The sequence below is a fragment of the Pseudomonas sp. Eqa60 genome, assembly GCF_018326405.1.
Lineage (GTDB): Bacteria > Pseudomonadota > Gammaproteobacteria > Pseudomonadales > Pseudomonadaceae > Aquipseudomonas > Aquipseudomonas protegens.
The window spans coordinates 2,559,935-2,578,097 of record NZ_AP024342.1 but is presented as its reverse complement, the minus strand read 5'-3'; the positions used below and the strand labels follow the sequence as shown (position 1 = coordinate 2,578,097).

The 18,163-nt window shown below is 62.2% G+C and carries 14 protein-coding genes; 8 read left to right on the top strand and 6 right to left on the bottom strand.

The window, feature by feature from the left end; all coding sequences use genetic code 11:
* Positions 1 to 46: 46 nt before the first annotated feature.
* The 4 genes from nahK to KI242_RS11770 form a co-directional block, all read right to left on the bottom strand.
* Positions 47 to 2,689 (bottom strand): hybrid sensor histidine kinase/response regulator NahK/ErcS', encoded by a 2,643-nt coding sequence (gene nahK / locus KI242_RS11785; protein WP_212806173.1) that lies wholly within the window; start codon positions 2,687 to 2,689, stop codon positions 47 to 49.
* Complete coding sequence (gene nosP / locus KI242_RS11780; protein ID WP_212806172.1) at positions 2,619 to 3,782, bottom strand: nitric oxide-sensing protein NosP; 1,164 nt, start codon at positions 3,780 to 3,782, stop codon at positions 2,619 to 2,621. The genes nahK and nosP overlap by 71 nt, the downstream gene beginning before the upstream one ends.
* Before the next feature lie 260 nt (positions 3,783 to 4,042).
* A complete protein-coding gene (locus KI242_RS11775; RefSeq protein WP_212806171.1) occupies positions 4,043 to 5,227 on the bottom strand; it encodes a porin in 1,185 nt (394 codons plus the stop codon).
* A 224-nt stretch (positions 5,228 to 5,451) separates the two neighbouring features.
* Positions 5,452 to 6,498 carry an Ldh family oxidoreductase gene (locus tag KI242_RS11770; protein ID WP_212806170.1) on the bottom strand — a complete coding sequence of 349 codons (1,047 nt, stop codon included), beginning with the start codon at positions 6,496 to 6,498 and terminating at the stop codon, positions 5,452 to 5,454.
* 131 nt (positions 6,499 to 6,629) lie between these two features.
* Between KI242_RS11770 and KI242_RS11765 the strand changes: the two genes are divergently transcribed.
* The 6 genes from KI242_RS11765 (at position 6,630) to KI242_RS11740 (ending at position 11,893) form a co-directional block, all read left to right on the top strand.
* On the top strand, positions 6,630 to 7,505 hold the full coding sequence (locus KI242_RS11765) for a MurR/RpiR family transcriptional regulator (protein ID WP_047285528.1): 876 nt from the start codon (positions 6,630 to 6,632) through the stop codon (positions 7,503 to 7,505).
* Between the two features lie 16 nt (positions 7,506 to 7,521).
* Positions 7,522 to 8,274 carry a transporter substrate-binding domain-containing protein gene (locus KI242_RS11760; RefSeq protein WP_123473647.1) on the top strand — a complete coding sequence of 251 codons (753 nt, stop codon included), beginning with the start codon at positions 7,522 to 7,524 and terminating at the stop codon, positions 8,272 to 8,274.
* An 87-nt stretch (positions 8,275 to 8,361) separates the two neighbouring features.
* The gene (locus KI242_RS11755) at positions 8,362 to 9,081 is read left to right on the top strand and encodes an ABC transporter permease subunit (protein ID WP_025130068.1); all 720 of its coding nucleotides are present in this window, start codon (positions 8,362 to 8,364) and stop codon (positions 9,079 to 9,081) included.
* A complete protein-coding gene (locus KI242_RS11750) occupies positions 9,078 to 9,788 on the top strand; it encodes an ABC transporter permease (RefSeq protein ID WP_041117194.1) in 711 nt (236 codons plus the stop codon). Before KI242_RS11755 ends, KI242_RS11750 begins: the two co-directional genes overlap by 4 nt.
* 46 nt (positions 9,789 to 9,834) lie before the next feature.
* Positions 9,835 to 11,076 carry an FAD-binding oxidoreductase gene (locus KI242_RS11745; protein ID WP_212806169.1) on the top strand — a complete coding sequence of 414 codons (1,242 nt, stop codon included), beginning with the start codon at positions 9,835 to 9,837 and terminating at the stop codon, positions 11,074 to 11,076.
* Between the two features lie 16 nt (positions 11,077 to 11,092).
* Positions 11,093 to 11,893, top strand: a complete 801-nt coding sequence (locus KI242_RS11740) for an amino acid ABC transporter ATP-binding protein (protein WP_053157479.1) — start codon at positions 11,093 to 11,095, stop codon at positions 11,891 to 11,893.
* Between the two features lie 106 nt (positions 11,894 to 11,999).
* Here the strand turns inward: KI242_RS11740 and KI242_RS11735 are convergent, their stop codons facing one another.
* On the bottom strand, positions 12,000 to 14,885 hold the full coding sequence (locus KI242_RS11735) for an AAA family ATPase (protein ID WP_169894013.1): 2,886 nt from the start codon (positions 14,883 to 14,885) through the stop codon (positions 12,000 to 12,002).
* 459 nt (positions 14,886 to 15,344) lie between these two features.
* On the opposite strand from KI242_RS11735, the gene KI242_RS11730 reads away from it, so the two are divergent.
* Entirely contained in the window at positions 15,345 to 15,626 is a 282-nt protein-coding gene (locus KI242_RS11730; RefSeq protein ID WP_169894011.1) for a hypothetical protein, read from the top strand.
* Positions 15,627 to 16,239: 613 nt separating this feature from the next.
* Here KI242_RS11730 and KI242_RS11725 read toward each other — a convergent pair.
* Entirely contained in the window at positions 16,240 to 16,827 is a 588-nt protein-coding gene (locus KI242_RS11725) for a hypothetical protein (RefSeq protein ID WP_042942434.1), read from the bottom strand.
* 12 nt (positions 16,828 to 16,839) lie between these two features.
* On the opposite strand from KI242_RS11725, the gene KI242_RS31755 reads away from it, so the two are divergent.
* Complete coding sequence (locus tag KI242_RS31755; protein WP_244868188.1) at positions 16,840 to 18,000, top strand: hypothetical protein; 1,161 nt, start codon at positions 16,840 to 16,842, stop codon at positions 17,998 to 18,000.
* The last annotated feature ends 163 nt before the right edge of the window (positions 18,001 to 18,163 follow it).

Genomic DNA, 18,163 nt, shown 5'->3' with positions numbered 1-18,163 from the left:
GGCGATCTTGCGGGCCCCTTCGCTGGCAAGCCAGCGCCTACGGTTGTCAGGGATGCCGCGTTGGGCTCAGCAGGTGGCTGATGGCGGTCTTGAGTTTCATCGGGCGCACCGGTTTGTGCATCAGGGTGTGGCCCAGTTCGCGCAGTTGCTGTTTGAGCTCGTTGCTGTAGTTGGCGGTGATCATCATCGCCGGGATCGCCAGGGCGCGACGGGCGTTGATTCGCGCTACCGCATCGATGCCGTTCTGTTGCTGGTCCAGGTGGTAGTCGGCAATCAGCAGGTCGGCCTCGGCGCGGTAGTCGTCCACCTGGCGCGCCAGGTCTTCTTCGGACAAGGCGGTGATCACCTGGCAGCCCCAGCCTTCAAGCAAGGTGCGCATGCCGGCGCAGATCGCCGCGTCGTTATCCAGCACCCAGATCCGCGCGCCCTGCAAACGCTCCAGCAGGGCGTCGCCCAGCTCCGGGCGCGGCGCTGGCAAGGGCGCGCTGGCGCTGATCGGCACCTGCACGCTGAACACCGAACCACGCCCCGGCCAGGAGCGCACGCCAATGCGGTGCCCGAGAATCCCGGCAATCTTCTCGACGATGGCCAGCCCCAGGCCCAGGCCGCGGTCCTGGTCCGGGCGCTGTTCTTCGCCACGCTTGAACTCCTGGAAGATTTCCTCCAGGCGTTCGGCGGCGATACCCATGCCGCTGTCCCAGACTTGGATCGACAGCCAGCGCCCCTGGCGCCGACAGCCCAGCACCACCCGGCCCTGGCGGGTGTAGCGGATGGCGTTGCTCAACAGGTTGCGCAGAATCCGCGCCAGCAGCTGGATGTCGCTGCGCACCAGCGCCGAGCAGGCCACGAAGTGCAGTTCCAGGCCTTCGCTGCGGGCCACCTGGGCGTACTCGGCGGCGAGGTTTTCCAGCAGTTCGCTCAAGGCAAAGGGCGCGATATCGGCCTTGATCACCCCGGCATCGAGCTTGGAAATGTCCACCAGGGTACCCAGCAGGTTTTCCACGTCTTCCAGGGAGTTGCTGACATTGCGCACCAGGGCGCTGCTGGCCTGGGGATCGCGACGCTCCAGCAAGGCGCTGGTGAACAGCCGCGCGGCGTTCAGGGGTTGCAGCAAGTCATGGCTGACCGCGGCGAGGAACTTGGTCTTCGACAGGTTGGCCCGTTCGGCCTCGGCCTTGGCCTCGCGCAAGCGTGATTCGACCCGGCTGCGCTCTTCGATCTCGCGCAGCAGTTGCTGGTTGAGGGTGGTCAGCTCGGCGGTGCGTTCGCGCACCCGCAGCTCCAGGTTCTGGTAGGCCTGATGCAGCGCCTCGGCGGTGCGCCGGCGCTCGGTGATGTCGCGGATCAGCACGAAGATCCCCACCACCTCGCCATTGGCCAGGCGGTTGGGCACGTAGGAACGCAGCATGTAGCGCTCCTGATTGTTGATGTTGGTCTCGGCGAATTCGAAGGTCACGCTCTCCCCGGCCAGGGCCCGTTCCACATAGCTTTCCAGGCGCTGGTAGTGCTGCTCGCTGTGCACCTCGCGCAGGCTCTGGCCGAGCATCACGCCCCGGGGCCAGCAGTACCACTCCTCATAGACCTTGTTGGTGAACTCGTACACCAGGTCGGCATTGAGGTAGGCGATCAGCGCCGGCACATGGTCGGTGATCAGGCGGATCCAGCGTTCGCTTTCGCTCAGGGCCTCGGCGTGCTGGTAGCGCTCGGTGATGTCGGTGAAGGTGTTGACGAAACCGCCGGTGGGCAGCGGATGGGTGCGGATCTCCAGCACCCGGCCATCGCTAAGGCGCTGTTCGCATTCGTGGATCGGCCGGCCGTTGGCGTCGCGGCTGTCGGGGCTCAGCAGGCGCAGTTCGCTGTCGCCGATGACCTCGGCAAACAAGCGATGCGCGGCCACCGGGGCCAACCCGCTGAGTTCCAGGAAGCGCCGGTTCCAAAGTTCCAAGGTGCCCTCGGCGCTGACCATGGCCACGCCCTGGGACAGGTTGTCCACCGCCCGTTGCAGCAGGTGGGACTTCTGCGCCACCGCCTGTTCCCGGCGCAGGGTTTCGCTGTGCTTGACCTCGGTGATGTCGGTGAACAGGATCACCCGCCCGCCTTCCCGGGTCGGCCGCTCGCTGACCTGTAGCCAGCGGCCGTTATGCAGGCGATAGAGCAACTGCTCGTCACCGCCACTGCGCGGTTCTTCGCTGAACAACCCGGTGCTGGTCAGCAACCTGCGCACCTCCGAGAGGCGCATGCCGGCCATGATCCGCACCCGGCTGTGGCTCCAGAAGGCGCGGAAGCGGCTGTTGAACAGGACGATGCGCTGCTCCTGGTCGAACAGCACGAAGGCGTCGGAAATGCTCTCGATGGCATCGATCAGATGCTGGTGGGCAGTCTCGGCCCGCAGCCGCGCTTCGCTGAGCAAGTGGTTGCCGGCCTTGAGCTCGGCCATGGCCTGGTTCAGGGCGTCGGTACGTTCGCGCACCTGCTCGGCCAGCACCACCGAATGCTGGAACGCCGCATAAGGGTCGTTGCCCCGGGTGATGCCGGATTCGACCCGCTCGATCAGCGCGCTGTTGATCCGCCGCAGCTTGCGGTTCTCGCGCTGCAGGCAGGCGAGCTGCGCTTGCAGCTCAGCGGCGGGCCGGAGTTCGACTGCGGGCAATGGCGACCCCGGTGAAGGTCTGGTTGATGTGCATGCCATTGAACTGTTCTCCGTAGGTGTTGAACCCCATCACCCGTTGCTCCCGCAGAAAGGCGCCGATCTGCTCCAGGCTGCCGCGGTCCTCCAGCTCCAGGCGGCGCAAAAAGCAGTCGCAGCCGATGGTCAGCAACAGCCCGCCGAGGCGCTGCTGCAAGCCGTCGAACAGCTGTTGCAGGTTGGGCAGCAAAGGGCCGGGGGTCATGGCGGTGAGGACGATGCCGTTCTCCACCGCGCAGTAGAAACTCAGGCTCAGGTCCGGGTGCACCTGCTGCACGGCGCGCACGTAGTAGTGCTGGTTGATCCGCACCGCCAGCGGGTGGGCGGCAAACACCCGGTGGTCGAGCTGCGCAAGCGGCACGCCGATCAGCCGCGCATACTCTTCGGCGGCCGGCTCGGCGTTCAGTTCATAGACCCGGCGCAAGGTACTGTCGGCGCCGGTGACCACCAGTTTTTCTTCCCGGGGCAGGATGTGGTGGGTGGTGAACACCTCGAAATCCAGCCAGGTGTTGACCAGCACCACCACCGCCGCGCCGCTGTGAAATTCGCCACCGAAGTAGACGTGGGTATGGGTCAAGTAGTTGTCATCGCCGGCCGAACCGCCGAAATGCGGAATGTCTCCCAGGGCCGCGCTGAGGGCGGCCAGCACCATCTCTTCGCGGCTCGACAGGCCGTCCAGCAGGGTCAGGGCGAAGCTGTTGCCCTTGATCGGCGCCAGGGTGTTGCTGCGGCAATCCCCCACCAGACGTTCGACCATCTGCTGGGCGTCGATCAGGCTGAAGTGTTCCATCTGGTCGATCAGCTCGGCGGCGATGGAAAAGTGCCGGTGATCGAAGCCGATGGCGGTCACGCAATTGCGCCCGTAGCCCAGGGGGGTGATTTCCCCCGCGCTGGTGCAGCCCACCAGGGGGATGCCGCCAAAGCTGTGTTGCAGGGCCGGGCCGAGGGTTTGCAGGGGGTATTCGGCGGAACAGAAAAACAGCACGAAGCCCAGGTGCGGATGCAGCAACTGGCTGGCCAGGTCCTGGGCCACCTGCTGCGGATCGACGGCCTGGGACATGGCACTGACCACGCCCTCGCTCTGGGCTTGCTGCATCGTCGCCTCCGGCGCCGGTTATCTGAGGGATGAGTGTACGAAGCCGGCCCTGGGGCACGAATGCTACTTGGGTAGCGGGTAGCCGGTTCCATGGGCGTAGGTGCTGGCTTGCGAGCGAAAGTGTCGGCCGGTTTGGTGCAAGGCTGGCGGGCCTCTTCGCCGGCAAGCCGGCTCCTACAGGGGAAGGCGCAAATATGGGAGAAATGGGAATGCGCGGCGCCGGCCCGGGCGCGATGCGCACGCCAGGGCCGGCGCTGGGGTTACCAGGTCAGCACGGCACCCACGGCGAAGGTGTCGGTGTTTTCGTTCTGGGCACTGGTGTGGTGGCCGTCGATCTCGAACTGGTTGTACTCGGCCACCAGCTTGAGGTTGTCGTTGATGTCGTGGAACAGCGCCACGCCCCGGGTCTGGTAATCGGCGCCGCTGCCGACCACGCCGTTGCCGTCGTCCTTCGTCTTGCCATAGGACAGCGCCAGACGATTCTTGCCCAGCTTGTACGAGCCCTGCAGCAGGTAGCCCTTGCTGTCCACGTTGCGCAGCGTGGCTTCGCCGGCGTTGTTGGTGAAGAACGGATTGATGCCCTTGGCCTGGAACCCGGAACCGGTCAGGGACAGGCCGCCCATCTTGGCCTGCAGGCCGTAGCCCAGCCCCTTGGAAGTCACCGACTGCACGTTGGGGTCGGTGTTGTCGGAGGTCTGGTAGCTGCCGTTGAGCCAGCTGTAGAACTTGGCCCCGCCCAGGTCGAACTGGTAGGTGACCTCGCTCTCGGTGCGCGGGTTCTTCTGGTAGGCCTTGCCCAGGGCGCTGCTGTCGTTGGTGTCCACCGGGTCGAGGATGCCCACCGCCACCCGCAGGCCGTCCATCACCGGGCTGCGGTAAGTGATCTGCGACGAAGGAAAGGGATAGGGGTAACCGCTGCCGATGTTGCCGAACGACACCCCGCCGCCGTCCACCAGCCCCAGGCTGTCGCTGACCTGGCCGTACCCGGCAAGCATTTCATCGAGCAGGATGTTGGAACGGGCGAACAGGCCGAAGTCCTTGCCGATCAGCACCTCGCCCCACTCCGGGTTGGCCACGGTGCCGTAGAACTGGCGCACGTCGATGGCGGTGTCGGTGCCGTTGGTCTCGCTGTCGTTGATGGTCACCCAGAACGAGGCCCGGGCGCCGAGCTTGAGGTCGTCCACCTGCTTGCCCATGTTGAAACCCAGGTAGTTGGGCAGAAAGCCCATCTTCACCCGCGCCTGACGGCGGTCGTACTGGTCGCCGGCGCGGTCGACCTTGCTGTTGACGTAGAAGGCGTTGATGTAGCCATCGGTGGAAAAGGTGGTCTGGTCCTTGTCGTACAGCATGATCTCGGCTTCGGCGACAGAGCCCAGGCCAAGGGTCGACAGGCCGACAAGCAGGGCCGGAATCAGAGGGTACTGGCAGTTCTTATTGTTATGCATGGCGCGCTCCGCAAACGGGGGACGAAATGTCGGAGGCGATTATCGAAACGCGCCAAGGCCGCCCATAGGCTGCCTTGGGGGCAAATTCAGCATGCTTTGGAGGGGCTGGCAGGGACCGGCAAATCCGATCCACGACCGGCCCGCTACCGGGCCTACTACCTGGAGTAACACCAAGGGCTCATGGACCCGGGTGCGAAGGGATGAAGTCCTTAGTCGTCGCCCGTTCAGTCGTCGCCCGCCAGGGCCCGCAGCCGCGCCAGTTCGGCGGCGGCCAGGGGAATGCCTTCTTGCAGGGACTTGGCTCGGGTGCGGTAGCGCCGATCCCCCGGCATGCGCTCCAGGCCCACGGCCTGCATCTGCCGCACCAGCTCGCCGCTGCGCTGGGCAAAACGCCCGCCGCCCAGGTGGCTGGGGTCGATGACGATCAGCAGTTGCCCGGTCCAGGGCGTCTGCGCCCCCGGGTGTTGTGACCAGTCGAATTCGAAAGAGAAGTTGCCACCAGTGAGCGCCGCCGCCAGCAGCTCCACCATCATCGACAGCGCCGAGCCCTTGTGCCCGCCAAAGGGCAGCAAGGCGCCACCGTCGAGAGTCGCTGCCGGATCGCAAGTGGGCTGGCCGTCGCGGTCCACCCCCATGCCCGGTGGCAGCTGCTGGCCCTGGCGCTTGGCGATCTGCACATCGCCGTGGGCAATGGCGCTGGTGGCCAGGTCGAAGACGATGGGCTCGGCGCCTTCGCGGGGTGCGGCGAAGGCAATCGGGTTGGTGCCGAACAGCGGGCGCTGGGCGCCGTGGGGCACCACGCAGGTCATGCTGTTGACCAGGCTCAGGGCCACCAGGCCTTCTTCGGCGAAGGGCTCGACATCCGGCCACAGGGCGGCGAAATGGTGGGAATTGCGAATCGCCAGCACCGCGATTCCGGCGCTGCGGGCCTTGCTCAGCAGCAGCTCGCGGGCCGCCGCCAGGGCCGGCTGGGCGAAGCCGCCTGCGGCGTCCACCGCCACCACGCCGGGGGCCACATCCTCCACTTGCGGCAGCGCCTGCCCATTCACCCAGCCACTGGCCAGGGACGACAGGTAACCGGGAATGCGGAACACCCCGTGGCTGTGTGAACCGTCGCGCTCGGCGCGGGCGCAGTTGTCGGCCAGCACCCGGGCCACTTCGGCAGAGGTGCCGTGGCGAAGAAAAATGCGTTGCAGCAAGTCGGTCAAGGCAGGCAGGTCGAGGTACTCGACGGGTGCCTGCGCCAGGGTCGCCTGGTTCGCTTCGGTCATTGCAGCTCCATTGGAATTGTTATTGGAAGGTGCCTGACTATCGCGTCACGCCAGTTAACTGTCAAATGTTGACTTCATGACAGAAAACATTCATTTTCCATTGTCAACGGCCCACAAGAATGAAAACAACCATGAGCCAACCCATCAAGCAACGCCTTGAAAGCAGCCTGTCCAGCGCAACCGCGTCGGGCCGGGCGATTGCCAGCTACATGCTGGCCAACCTCTATGAACTGCCCTTCCAGACCGCCGCCGACATCGCCGAAAAACTCGGCGTCAGCGAATCCAGCGTCGGCCGCTTCTGCCGCGCCATCGGCTACAGCCATTTCAAGGACCTGAAAAACGACCTGAAGAACGACCTCGGCGAAGGCCCGTGGCTGGTGGGCGACCGCCTGCAGGAATTTCGCCAGCAGCCCAACCCGGCGGCCCAGGGCCTGCCCCGCAGCTTCGAGCTGGAAGTGGCGGCGCTGGTCAAGGTCTACGAATACAGCCTGACCCCCGCCTGGCAGACCGTGGTCCAGCGCCTAGCCAGCCGGCGCCGGGTGTACGTGGCGGGGTTCCAGACCGAGCGCGGCATCGCCGCCTCCATGGTCCACCTGCTGCAATACCTGCGCGACGGCGTGCACCTGGTGGACGGCGCCGCCGGGCATTTCGCCGACGTACTGCTGAGCCCCGCCGAGGACTGCGCCCTGGTGGTGTTCGAGGCAAGGCGCTACTCGCGCCACGCCCTGACCCTGTGCCACAAGGCCCGCGAGGCGGGAATTCCGGTGACCCTGGTCACCGATACCTTCTGCGACTGGGCCGAGCAGAACGCCGACGAGGTGTTCCGTGTGCCCACTGAATTCAACCTGTTCTGGGAATCCACCGCGGCCATGCTGTCGCTGGTGCACCTGTTGGTCAACGAGGTGTGCAAGCACCTGGGACCCGAGGTGGAAAAACGCCTGGAAGCCACCGCTGCCCTGCATAACGAGTTTGTTGGCTACACATCGTCCGCCCGACCAAAACAATAAATAACCGAGGTGCTCCATGAACAACGTCCTCCGCTTCGCCGGCGCTTGCGCCCTGGTCATCGCCGCCTCCACGGCCCAGGCCGAAACCTTGAAGATCGCCACCGAAGGCGCCTACCCGCCCTTCAACTACGTGGACTCCAACAACCAGCTGCACGGCTTTGACGTGGACATCGCCAACGCCCTGTGCAAGCAGATGCAGGTCGAGTGCCAGATCGTCGCCCAGGACTGGGAAGGCATCATCCCGGCGCTGCTGGCGAAGAAATACGACGCTGTGGTGGCCTCGATGATCGCCACCGACGAACGCAAGAAGAAGATCGCCTTCAGCAACCACTACTACCGCACCCCGCTGTCGGTGGCGGTGCCCAAGGACTCGGACATCACCGACGCCCAGACCAACTTCAAGGGCCGCACCGTGGGCGCCCAGGCCTCCTCGACCCAGGCCATCTACGCCGAGGACCACTACGGCCCGGCCGGTGCCGACGTGAAGTTCTACCCGACCCTGGACGAAGCCAACAGCGACCTGGCGGCCGGGCGCGTGGACGGGGTGATTGCCGACAAGTTCCCGCTGCTGGCCTGGGCTGAAAGCACCGGCAAGGATTGCTGCAAGATCATCGGCGACGTCAACGGCACCACCGCCGACGCTTCCATCGCCGTGCGCAAGGAAGACAACGCCCTGCGCGAGCGCCTGAACAAGGCCCTGGACGCGATCGTCGCCGACGGCACCTACAAGCAGATCTCCAGCCGCTACTTCGCCTTCGACATCTACTGACCGCCCGCCTTTGCCGCTGCCGTTGCCCCCGCGTTCCCCCGAGCGCGGCGGCGCCCTGCACGGTTCAATCCTCCAGAGGGTTCGCGCATGTTCGAACAGCTGTCACTCCTGTCCTTTGCCAGCGGCGGCTGGGGCTCGGCCCTGCTTGCCGGGGCCCTGGTGACCATCGCCCTGGCCCTGGCCTGCGTGCCCATCGGCCTGCCCCTGGGCTTGCTGGTAGCCCTGGCCGCGCGCTCGAAAAACCGCTGGGCGCGGGCCTGGGCCACGACCTTTTCCACGGTGTTTCGCGGCCTGCCGGAGCTGTTGACCCTGCTGATCATCTACTACGGCTGCCAGATCGCCGCGCAGAAGATCCTCGGCGCCCTGGGCTACCCCGGTGAAGTGGCGATCAATACCTTTGTCGCCGCGATGATCGCCTTCAGCCTGGTGTTCGCCGCCTTCTCCAGCGAGATCTGGCTGGCCGCGTTCAAGACCCTGCCCAAGGGCCAGTACGAAGCCGCCAGCGCCCTGAGCCTGTCGCGGCGCACCACCTTCACCCGGGTGCTGCTGCCGCAACTGACCCGCATCGCCCTGCCGGGGCTTTCCAACAACTGGCTGTCGCTGCTCAAGGACACCTCCCTGGTGTCGACCATTTCCCTGGTGGACCTGATGCGCCAGACCAACCTCGCGGTCAGCGTGACCAAGGAACCCATGCTGTTCTACAGCGTGGCCTGCTTTGGCTACCTGTTCTTCTCGGCGCTGTCCGGGCACCTGTTCAGCTTTCTTGAACGGCGCTTCAACCGTGCGCAACGGAGCCTGCAACCATGAGCCTGGATGACCTGCTGAACCTGTTCCTCAACCAGGACCTGCTGGAACGCTACGGCCCGCGCTTTATCGACGGCCTGCTGGTGACCGCCAAGCTGGTGGCGATTTCCTTCAGCCTGGGCGCCGTGCTCGGCCTGCTGATCGCCCTCGGGCGGCTGTCCAGCAATCAGTTCCTGCGGCGCTTCACCGGGGCCTACGTGTACTTCTTTCGCGGCTCGCCGCTGCTGGCCCAGCTGTTCATGCTGTATTACGGCCTGGGCTCGTTCAAAGGCTTCTGGCAGGACGTGGGCCTGTGGTGGTTCTTCCGCGATGCCTGGTTCTGCACCCTGCTGGCCTTCACCCTGAACACCGCCGCCTACCAGGCGGAGATCCTGCGCGGCAGCTTGCTGGCCGTCGCCCAGGGCCAGCGCGAAGCCTGCAAGGCCCTGAGCCTGTCGCGCTGGACCGCGTTTCGCAAAGTGATACTGCCGCAGTCGCTGCTGATCGCCATCGGGCCTCTGGGCAACGAGCTGATCTTGATGATCAAGGCCAGCGCCATCGCCTCCCTGGTGACCATCTACGACCTGATGGGGGTGACCAAGCTGGCCTTCTCCCGCAGCTTCGATTTCCAGATCTACCTGTGGGCCGCGGTGCTGTACCTGCTGATCGTCGAAGTGGTGCGGCGCAGCCTCAAATACCTGGAAGGCCGCCTGGGCCGGCACCTGAACTGAACCCTTGAGCGGGCCGCCCCGCGGCCCCTGTCATAAGGACTGAAACATGCATTGCCAAACCCTCGTTCTGGGCGCCGGAATCGTCGGCGTCAGCAGCGCCCTGCACCTGCAGGCCCGCGGCCGCCAAGTGGTCCTGCTGGACCGCCAGCCCCCGGGCAACGGCACCAGCCACGGCAACGCCGGGCTGATCGAACGCGCCAGCGTGATTCCCTACGCCTTCCCCCGGGAAGTGACCAAGCTGGTGCGCTACGGCCTCAACCAGCAATCGGACGTGCGCTACAGCCTGCGCCACCTGCCCAAGGCCGGCCCCTGGCTGCTGCAATACTGGCGCCACTCCTCGCCCAAGGGCCTGGCTGCCGCCACCCGCGCCATGCTGCCGCTGATCGAACGCTGCATCACCGAACACCTGGCCCTGGCCCGCCCGGCCAACATGCTGGAGCTGATCGCCGACGGCGGCTGGCTCGAAGCCTTCAACGACCAGGAGGCCTTCGACTTCGCCCAGCGCGCCGCCGCCGACCTGCGCGACTACCAGCTCAACTACCGGGTACTGGACCGCACTGCACTGCTGGCCCTGGAACCCGGCCTGCACCCCGAAGTAGTAGGCGGCCTGCACTGGCTCGACCCCAAGACCGTCAGCGACCCCGGCGGCCTGACCCGCGGCTACGCCGAACTGTTCAAGCAGCGCGGCGGCCAATTCGTCATCGGTGATGCCCTGAGCCTGACCCAGATCGAAGGCGGCTGGCAGGTGCACAGCGAACTCGGCCCCATCACCGCCCAGGAAGTGGTGGTGGCGCTGGGCCCGCAAGCCAGCGGCATCTTCGAACCCCTGGGCTACCGAATTCCCCTGGCGATCAAGCGCGGCTACCACATGCACTACGCCGCCCTGCCCGGCACCCGCTTGCAGCACCCGATCCTCGACCCGGTGGGCGGCTACGTCCTGGCGCCGATGGTGGGCGGCATCCGCCTGACCACCGGCATCGAATTCGCCGACCCGGACGAGCCGATCAACGAAATCCAACTGCGCCGCTGCGAAGCCCTGGCCCGGAACTTCTACCCCCTGGGCGAACGCCTCGACGCCGAACCCTGGCTGGGCCGCCGCCCGTGCCTGCCGGACATGTGCCCAGTGATCGGCCCCGCCCCGCGCCACCCCGGCCTGTGGTTCAACTTCGGCCACGCCCACCACGGCCTGACCCTGGGCCCGGTGAGCGGCCACCTGCTGGCGCAGATGGTCACCGGCGAAACGCCCTTCACCGACCCCACCCCCTACCGCGCCGAGCGCTTCAACTGACCGACGGAGAACCGCCATGCTGACCCAGACCGCCCCGCTTCCCGCCGCCTCCCAAGCGCCCATCCAGCCCATTGCCGACCCGCGTGAAGTGGTGATCGATATTGCCGGGCTGAACAAGTTCTACGGCGCCTTCCACGTCCTGCACGACATCGACCTCAAGGTGCGCCAGGGCGAACGCATCGTCCTCTGCGGGCCTTCCGGCTCCGGCAAATCGACCCTGATCCGCTGCATCAACCGCCTGGAAATCGCCGAAAAAGGCCAGATCCTGGTGGACCGCACCGACCTCTCGCAAAACACCCGCGAAGCAGCGCAAGTGCGCAGCCAAGTGGGCATGGTGTTCCAGCACTTCAACCTGTTCCCGCACATGAGCGTGCTGGACAACTGCACCCTGGCACCGATGACCGTGCGCGGGTTGTCGCGGAAAAAAGCTGAAGAACTGGCCCGGGGGTTTCTGGCCAAGGTGGGGATTGAGAATCAGGCGAATAAGTACCCGAGCCAGCTTTCAGGTGGGCAGCAACAGCGCGTGGCGATTGCCCGGGCGTTGTGCATGGAGCCGAAGATTATGTTGTTTGATGAACCGACTTCGGCGCTGGACCCGGAGATGGTGAGTGAGGTGTTGGATGTGATGGTGAAGTTGGCGGGGAGTGGCATGACGATGTTGTGCGTGACCCATGAGATGGGGTTTGCGCGGCAGGTGGCGGAGCGGGTGTTGTTTTTGGATGGGGGGCGGATTGTGGAGGATGCGCCGCCGGAGGAGTTTTTTGGGGCGCCGAAGAGTGAGAGGGCTAAGGCGTTTCTTGCGCAGATTGTGCATTGAGTGGATAGGCGCCGCGTATTGTGCGGCGCCTGTTTAGCTTAAGTAGAGGTATTTATTGCTGCACTTAGTGAAAGACTGCTATCGGCCAAAAGCGGACGTCTGCTTCCTACCCTTCCTCTTCCAAAAGCTCATTATCCGGCTGCATCTGGCCGTTTGGCAGATTCAGTTTGGCCATCTCGGCAAGGCAGACGGCGATGTAAGCTAGCTCCTGAGTCAGCTCATCTGCCCGCCTGCGCAAGAGTCTCAGGCGCGCCTCAGCGTCCTTTTGCACCCCTTCTGGGGCCTGGGCAAGTTTGGCAAGCTTCCCTACCCACTGATCGATCTTATCGTTCACTTCAACCAGCAATGCCTTACATGCAATTTCCTTCTTGAGAGGGAAAAGCTGGCATTCAAGTAAGCGAATCGCGTCGTAGATCCTGACCACTTCCTTACTGGTTTTTGAATGTACGAAGTTTAAACTTCCCTCATCAAATGCGTGGTGTTCTTGGTTCTGGCCGGCCCAGTTCACCAGATCATTTTTGATCAGATTGAAGTGGACAGGATCGTAAGCGAGCACCGGCTCGAGCAGTGAGAAGGTTCTCTCCAAGCTGACCTGCAGATATACGTTCTTCTTCAGCTGAGACTTACCGAACTGAGCAGTGATAAACACGGCATTTTCCAGGCAGTACTCGATCACAATCGACTCGAACCAAATCCGGCAATAGATCAATGCCTGCCTCACGTCATAAACGCGCAATGCATCGTGCACCTTGCCTTGAAACCCACCGGAGTGGTCGAGCGCCACGATGCCTTTGTTCGTATAACTCAAAACGCAACTTGTATGCTGATCGGCTTGAGGGTGCCGATCAGCGATGATGCAGAAGCGCTCCCAGAACAGACGGTCATGTGTCGTCACGACCATCTGAGTACGCCGAAGGTAACGGTCAGAGAAGAATAGATCGATGATGTTCGACCGATGATCGCTATCGATCGCGTTCACGACGTCATCGAAGACAATCAGTGGGAGCTGATTCTTCTCTGCCATTGCCAGCAGAAGCGAGAGGCCGAGCACACGAAGGTGCCCTTCGCTCAACACCGAGAAAGCATCCTGCACTGTGCCGTTTGCACCGCTGATCTTGATTCGATAGTTGTCGTTGATCTTCTCGAAGCGGATAGAATCAATACGCTCATGCTCATCGTCATGATCGTTGATGGCTTTGTAGTACTCAGCCGCTTTCGTCTCGATCCCAGTAATACGTGCTTTCTCAAGGTGTAGTTTGTACCCCTGCAGATCTTGATAGAGGTTGCTGTACTCATCCTGCAACTGACGAATGAGGGTATTGAACCGAGCCGTATCGGCATCATCACGTTTTAAACTATTTCGTCGAACAATGAGGCCCGCGATTTTTTTGCCTGCAGTCTCAATCAGTTTTCTGCAGGTATTTTTGGCACCAAACAGGTCTTTGATTGCATCTTGCTTCTGCTGGAGTAACTCGACCGAACTACCCAAGCGGGAGATCTCCTCCGAAGCTTGCGCAAACACTTCGGCCTTCTGTTCACAAGCCTGTAGGTAGGTCTCGATCTCGGCTGCCTCATCTCTAACAAGCGAGTCAAAGTGACTTAGCACGGATGCCGCACACGCTCCTCGATCGGCAGATGTCTGGAGGTTGGCCAGTTCGCTTTTGAGGTCGTCTAGATGAAGACGACAAGGGATATCCAGCCGGGTGTTCTTTTCGACTCCCATAAGCCCAGCGGCCACCGCTCTAACGACTTGAAGAATCTTCTCGTCATTGCGTTGGTCAGCAGCTCTTAAGCGCTCCAGCCGGCTTAAGGCCTGAAGCTCTCGTTTTGCCTTTTCAAATGGGTTCTCCACGACGAGTTGCAACGGAGTAGAGCATGCTGGACAGGTGCCATTTTCTTCCACTTGGCCCAGGTCTTTAATGGCCAAGTAAACGGCTTCGTAGTTAACATCCTTGGCACTTTTAAAAAAAAGAGCCTCGATCCTCGACTTTCGGGCAAGGAGGTAGCGAGCGGCACGTGCTGCGCGCTCGATTCGAACGAAAGAATCAACGACCGGAGCTTCTGCAAGTTTCAGTTGCTCAGCCTTGCGGATCTTCAGCTCAATCTCGCTCTTCAGCCGCAAAAATCTAATTCGAACAGCAGATTGCTGATCCGACTGCAGACCGAGCGCCTCGCATACTTGGTCATTGATCTCAGTCATGCTTTTGAAGTGACCCTGGCGTTCGGCAAGAAGGTCTTTTCGGTCTAATTCAACCTGGGTCAACGCTTCGGCCTGGTCTGGCTTCAAGTACTGGGTGAGATTGAAGCTCTCCGGTTTCACGAACCGCCCGATGACCTCTTGAAACTCTTCAAGGCCGAAGAGGCTGGCCACTACATCGCTTTCAGCGCTCCCAGTATCCTTAGAGCCGAGCAATGAGAACTCTTGAAGACGGTTGCGATCAATGAAGCACGCTGACCAAGCTAGACTCTTGGTCACGGCTTTTCTGTCCCGGCCCACCAACGACAGCGTCGGCTTTACACTGCCCCTCGCAATATAGGCCTTCACCTTCGTTTTCCGGCGATCTGCTTCTTTGATATGCCCGGTCGTGCCGTACTCAATCGCCTCGCAAAGCGAAGACTTCCCCCCACCATTAGGTGCGTAGAAGATGTTCTTCATTTTGCTAAAACGCAGAAAGCATCCCCTGTCATCCGCACTCAACTCGCCGAAGCCCCTGAAGTTTTTAACCTGCAAATCCAGCAATGGGCTGAGGCCTGAAAGCGCCACCCAGTCCAGTTCCGGCCTAGACTCCAGCCCCCTTTTAAACAGCGCACCAATACGTTGAAAATTAGTATTCAGTAGTTGGTCAGCGTTCGACGCGAGATAGGACTTGATGTGGTCTGAATAGCGTCCGCGATCCTGGCTCGCCTTGGCTATGCACCAGAGAAGGGCCAGATAACCATCCGATTTGCCACTCAAGTGGCTTCTGGCAAAGTTCAATAGATATTGACTCATTCGCATGCCCTCCCTGAAGTATCTTCAGCCTAGCCGGAGCGGGGCATCTCGCCATCAGGCAGGCACCTGCAGTAACTCAGCTCAGCAGTCCTACCGGCCGCTTTTGGCCGAAAGCTGCCTTTCAAGTCTGTCCACAAGGTCATGGGCAACTCACCTGATTCAACAGTCGCTAATTGTTACGACATAACCGCTCAAACATCTCACCAAATGCACGGTTGTCGCCCTCAAACCCCGCCCCTATAGTTCCCCCTCGCAGCAACATCCGCGACGACCTTGGCCGGTCGAATTACAACGCAACATCAGCGTCCACAACACCTTTGCAGTCGCCTTTCCGGTGCCGCGACAGGATGTTATGACGGCTGTGCGCGGTGATTCTCCGGTCGTCATAGGCGCGCACAGCGGTCATTTTCTTCGTCGTCGGCAACCCAGGTGATTGCTCCATAAACAGGAGCTGTACCGATGAATGACCAGCCACTCTCGCGCTTTACCGCCGTCGACACCCACGACGCCAACCAAGCCGTTTTCTACCTCGACACCCAAGCCTCTCTGAACGATCTGGCCAGCAGTGCGGCCCATCGTTTCACCGTGGTGCGGGATCTGATGGACACGCTGTCCACCCTTAACCTGAAAGACATTGCCGACTGCGATCTGACGCGGGTCACCCGAGGGGTGCATCTGCTCACCCGGGAGGGTTGCGCGGTGCTGGAGGTGATTCAGTGGCGAACAGCGCAAGAGGCTTGAAGGCCATTGAACTCAACCAGCGCGTAAAACGCGCTTGGCTTTGGCCCGGCCTTTGATCTTGCTTTGGCTTTTGATCTTGATCTTCCTGCCCCCTCCAGAAGGCCGAACGTAGGCGTTGCGCAGGGGGCAGCTCGGCATGGATGCCGAGCTAGCCGCCCCAGGCCATGGATGGCCTGTGGCGGCGTGCCCCCGGAGCAATGCCGGAGTGAGGGAACGCCGAGCCTAGGCGAGGCGCCGGATGCGGGGGCAGGAGCGTTTTGCTTACTTTTGCGCTCTTCAAAAGTGAGTCGCCGTAAGGGCGAAACCCTAAGCAGCCGTGACCGCAGCAACGGATATGTACACAAAACCGTATGCAGCCAGGTGAAAAGCATCGGCAGGTTTGGCGAGGACTGCGTCCTCGTGCGCAGCCTCACTGCGCTCGACAGCGGCTACAGGTTTCGAATGATGAGAGGCAGTGATCAACAAGCAGCTCATTCAACCGCGACACTGTACTCATCAACTACCCTCGCCCCTTGAAACTATGGGCCCATAACCAGGACCCTATTTGCAGCTATGCGCATGAGTATCGAAAGTAACGCAGCATCACCGAGCACCAAGGCTTTTCGTACAAAGCCTAAGGAAAGCGGACACTCGATCCAGAGGCTGCTGCCGACATGACCGCGTTACGCACGGGCAAAGGGGCTTGCTCGGGGTGTTGCTGCAAAAAATGCTTGATCGCTTGATCCTGGCGATCCACCACGCATACGTTCACGTTAGGGCTAGGGACGGTGCATTCGCCAAGCGCGAGGGCCCCGCAGTTCAATACGCCGTACACCGCAGCCGGTTGCGCGACGGCCGAGCAGCCGTAGACCATCTCGCCAAGGTAATTGAGCTGCCCTTGGGTGACGGTGAAACGCAGCGGTTTGGAGTAAGCCCCCATGGCCCCGCGACGGTGACCCAGGCGGCTCACTTCATAGTCACCGGCAGGTAGCCATGCCGAGTAGTCATCCTTGGGTCCCCAGCCATAAGTCTTGCCGCTCTTGATATCGCGAAACTCAAGGTAGGTTCCGTAGGGGCCGCCTTCCAGCAGCGCGCCGACCACTAGGCCCGCGTTTTGCGCGTTGTATACGGGTGAATTCAAGGCCATTTCAGTTGGCATTGACGAACAACCGGCCAGTAATCCAATCAGACCAATTGCAAAGATGTTGCGCGAGCCAAACATTCCGCTACCTCGGTGGGAGACAAAGAAAATCCCCAGAAAATTCAGGGACGACAGGCGCGCTGGACGGCGGCGACTGCCTTCTTTAGCATGATGGCCTTTCGCCCACTCGAGCATCAAGGACGATCTATCAACATGTTCTGTTTTTCCCAATGGCGCGTGCGTGGCGCTGTAAGCATTGCCGCGCTGGTACTTGGCGGGTGCAGTTTCAATGGCACCTACCCGGACGCCAGTGCCCCCGATGCGGCGAAGCTGCGCTTTATCAGCAGCAGTGACAGCTCGACGCTCGACTTGTTCGATGCCGAACACTGCGGCGGCCAAACCACGGGGCTGCTCAATAACCTGTTCAGCGCCAATACCCGGCGACGGGCAGACATGAGTGCCGCTGCACCCGAGGATGCCAAGGCCTACTTGGAAGTGCGGCTGCAACCGGGCCATGAGCTATTCGCGCGAGCCAATACCTTGAGCACCGGCAGCGTGTGCACCGTGGGGTTCAACTTCACCCCGCAGAGCGGCGGCGAGTACGAAGCGGACTTCCGCCAAGTAGGTCGCACTTGCCAGGTCACCCTTAGCCGTCTGCGCCAGATCGATGGCAAGACTGTGCGTTCGCCGATCGTGCTGACCAAGAAAGGCCTGCCCGCCTGCGCCGGCCACAACCCTATTTTCCCCAAGCCCACCGAAGCACAACCGCAGTCAGCGGAGCGTGCAGCGCTGATCGCGCAGATCGTCGACGCGAGTGTTATCGCGAAAATGAAGCCCGACGCCGAGGATTCCCCTTCGGTCCAGAAAACACTGCTCGACAAATCCATAGCGGAACGCAAACGGCGCCTCGACTTCAGCCTGCCCGATGCCTATTGGACTGAATACCAGCAGAACCTGGAGCAGTTCGCCAAAGAGATGAGTGGCACCAAGGCCCGTTCATTGCAGTTGTACAAGGACTACTACACCAACCGTCTGGGCCTGCTCGACACCCCGGCGATCAAGGAACTGCTGCCCGACAGCGAAGCGGCCGACCGTAGCAAGGCAATGTCGACCAATAATGAAATGCTGGAGTATTACTACCGAGCCCAGCAAGCACTGCTGAAGGAAACACTGAGCGCACATCAGGCACGCATGGCCGATCTGGATCAGCGCTTTGAGGTGTGCAAGCGTTTCGCGGCCTGCTGGCAACGTTGAAGCGGAGTGCGGCTTGAAACGCACGTATGCCGCCTTCGCCCTGAGCAGGGGCAGCTGGGCATGGATGGCCTGTGGCGGCGTGCCCCCGGGAGCAATGCCGAAGTGAGGGAACGCCGAGCCTAGGCGAGGCGCCGGATGCGGGGGCAGGAGCCCTTTGCTGACT

Excerpts from the sequence above, each read along its gene's own strand:
- nahK (WP_212806173.1), bottom strand. The coding sequence starts at position 2,689 with ATGGCATGCACATCAACCAGACCTTCACCGGGGTCGCCATTGCCCGCA.
- nosP (WP_212806172.1), bottom strand. The coding sequence starts at position 3,782 with ATGCAGCAAGCCCAGAGCGAGGGCGTGGTCAGTGCCATGTCCCAGGCC.
- KI242_RS11775 (WP_212806171.1), bottom strand. The coding sequence starts at position 5,227 with ATGCATAACAATAAGAACTGCCAGTACCCTCTGATTCCGGCCCTGCTT.
- KI242_RS11770 (WP_212806170.1), bottom strand. The coding sequence starts at position 6,498 with ATGACCGAAGCGAACCAGGCGACCCTGGCGCAGGCACCCGTCGAGTAC.
- KI242_RS11765 (WP_047285528.1), top strand. The coding sequence starts at position 6,630 with ATGAGCCAACCCATCAAGCAACGCCTTGAAAGCAGCCTGTCCAGCGCA.
- KI242_RS11760 (WP_123473647.1), top strand. The coding sequence starts at position 7,522 with ATGAACAACGTCCTCCGCTTCGCCGGCGCTTGCGCCCTGGTCATCGCC.
- KI242_RS11755 (WP_025130068.1), top strand. The coding sequence starts at position 8,362 with ATGTTCGAACAGCTGTCACTCCTGTCCTTTGCCAGCGGCGGCTGGGGC.
- KI242_RS11750 (WP_041117194.1), top strand. The coding sequence starts at position 9,078 with ATGAGCCTGGATGACCTGCTGAACCTGTTCCTCAACCAGGACCTGCTG.
- KI242_RS11745 (WP_212806169.1), top strand. The coding sequence starts at position 9,835 with ATGCATTGCCAAACCCTCGTTCTGGGCGCCGGAATCGTCGGCGTCAGC.
- KI242_RS11740 (WP_053157479.1), top strand. The coding sequence starts at position 11,093 with ATGCTGACCCAGACCGCCCCGCTTCCCGCCGCCTCCCAAGCGCCCATC.
- KI242_RS11735 (WP_169894013.1), bottom strand. The coding sequence starts at position 14,885 with ATGAGTCAATATCTATTGAACTTTGCCAGAAGCCACTTGAGTGGCAAA.
- KI242_RS11730 (WP_169894011.1), top strand. The coding sequence starts at position 15,345 with ATGAATGACCAGCCACTCTCGCGCTTTACCGCCGTCGACACCCACGAC.
- KI242_RS11725 (WP_042942434.1), bottom strand. The coding sequence starts at position 16,827 with ATGTTTGGCTCGCGCAACATCTTTGCAATTGGTCTGATTGGATTACTG.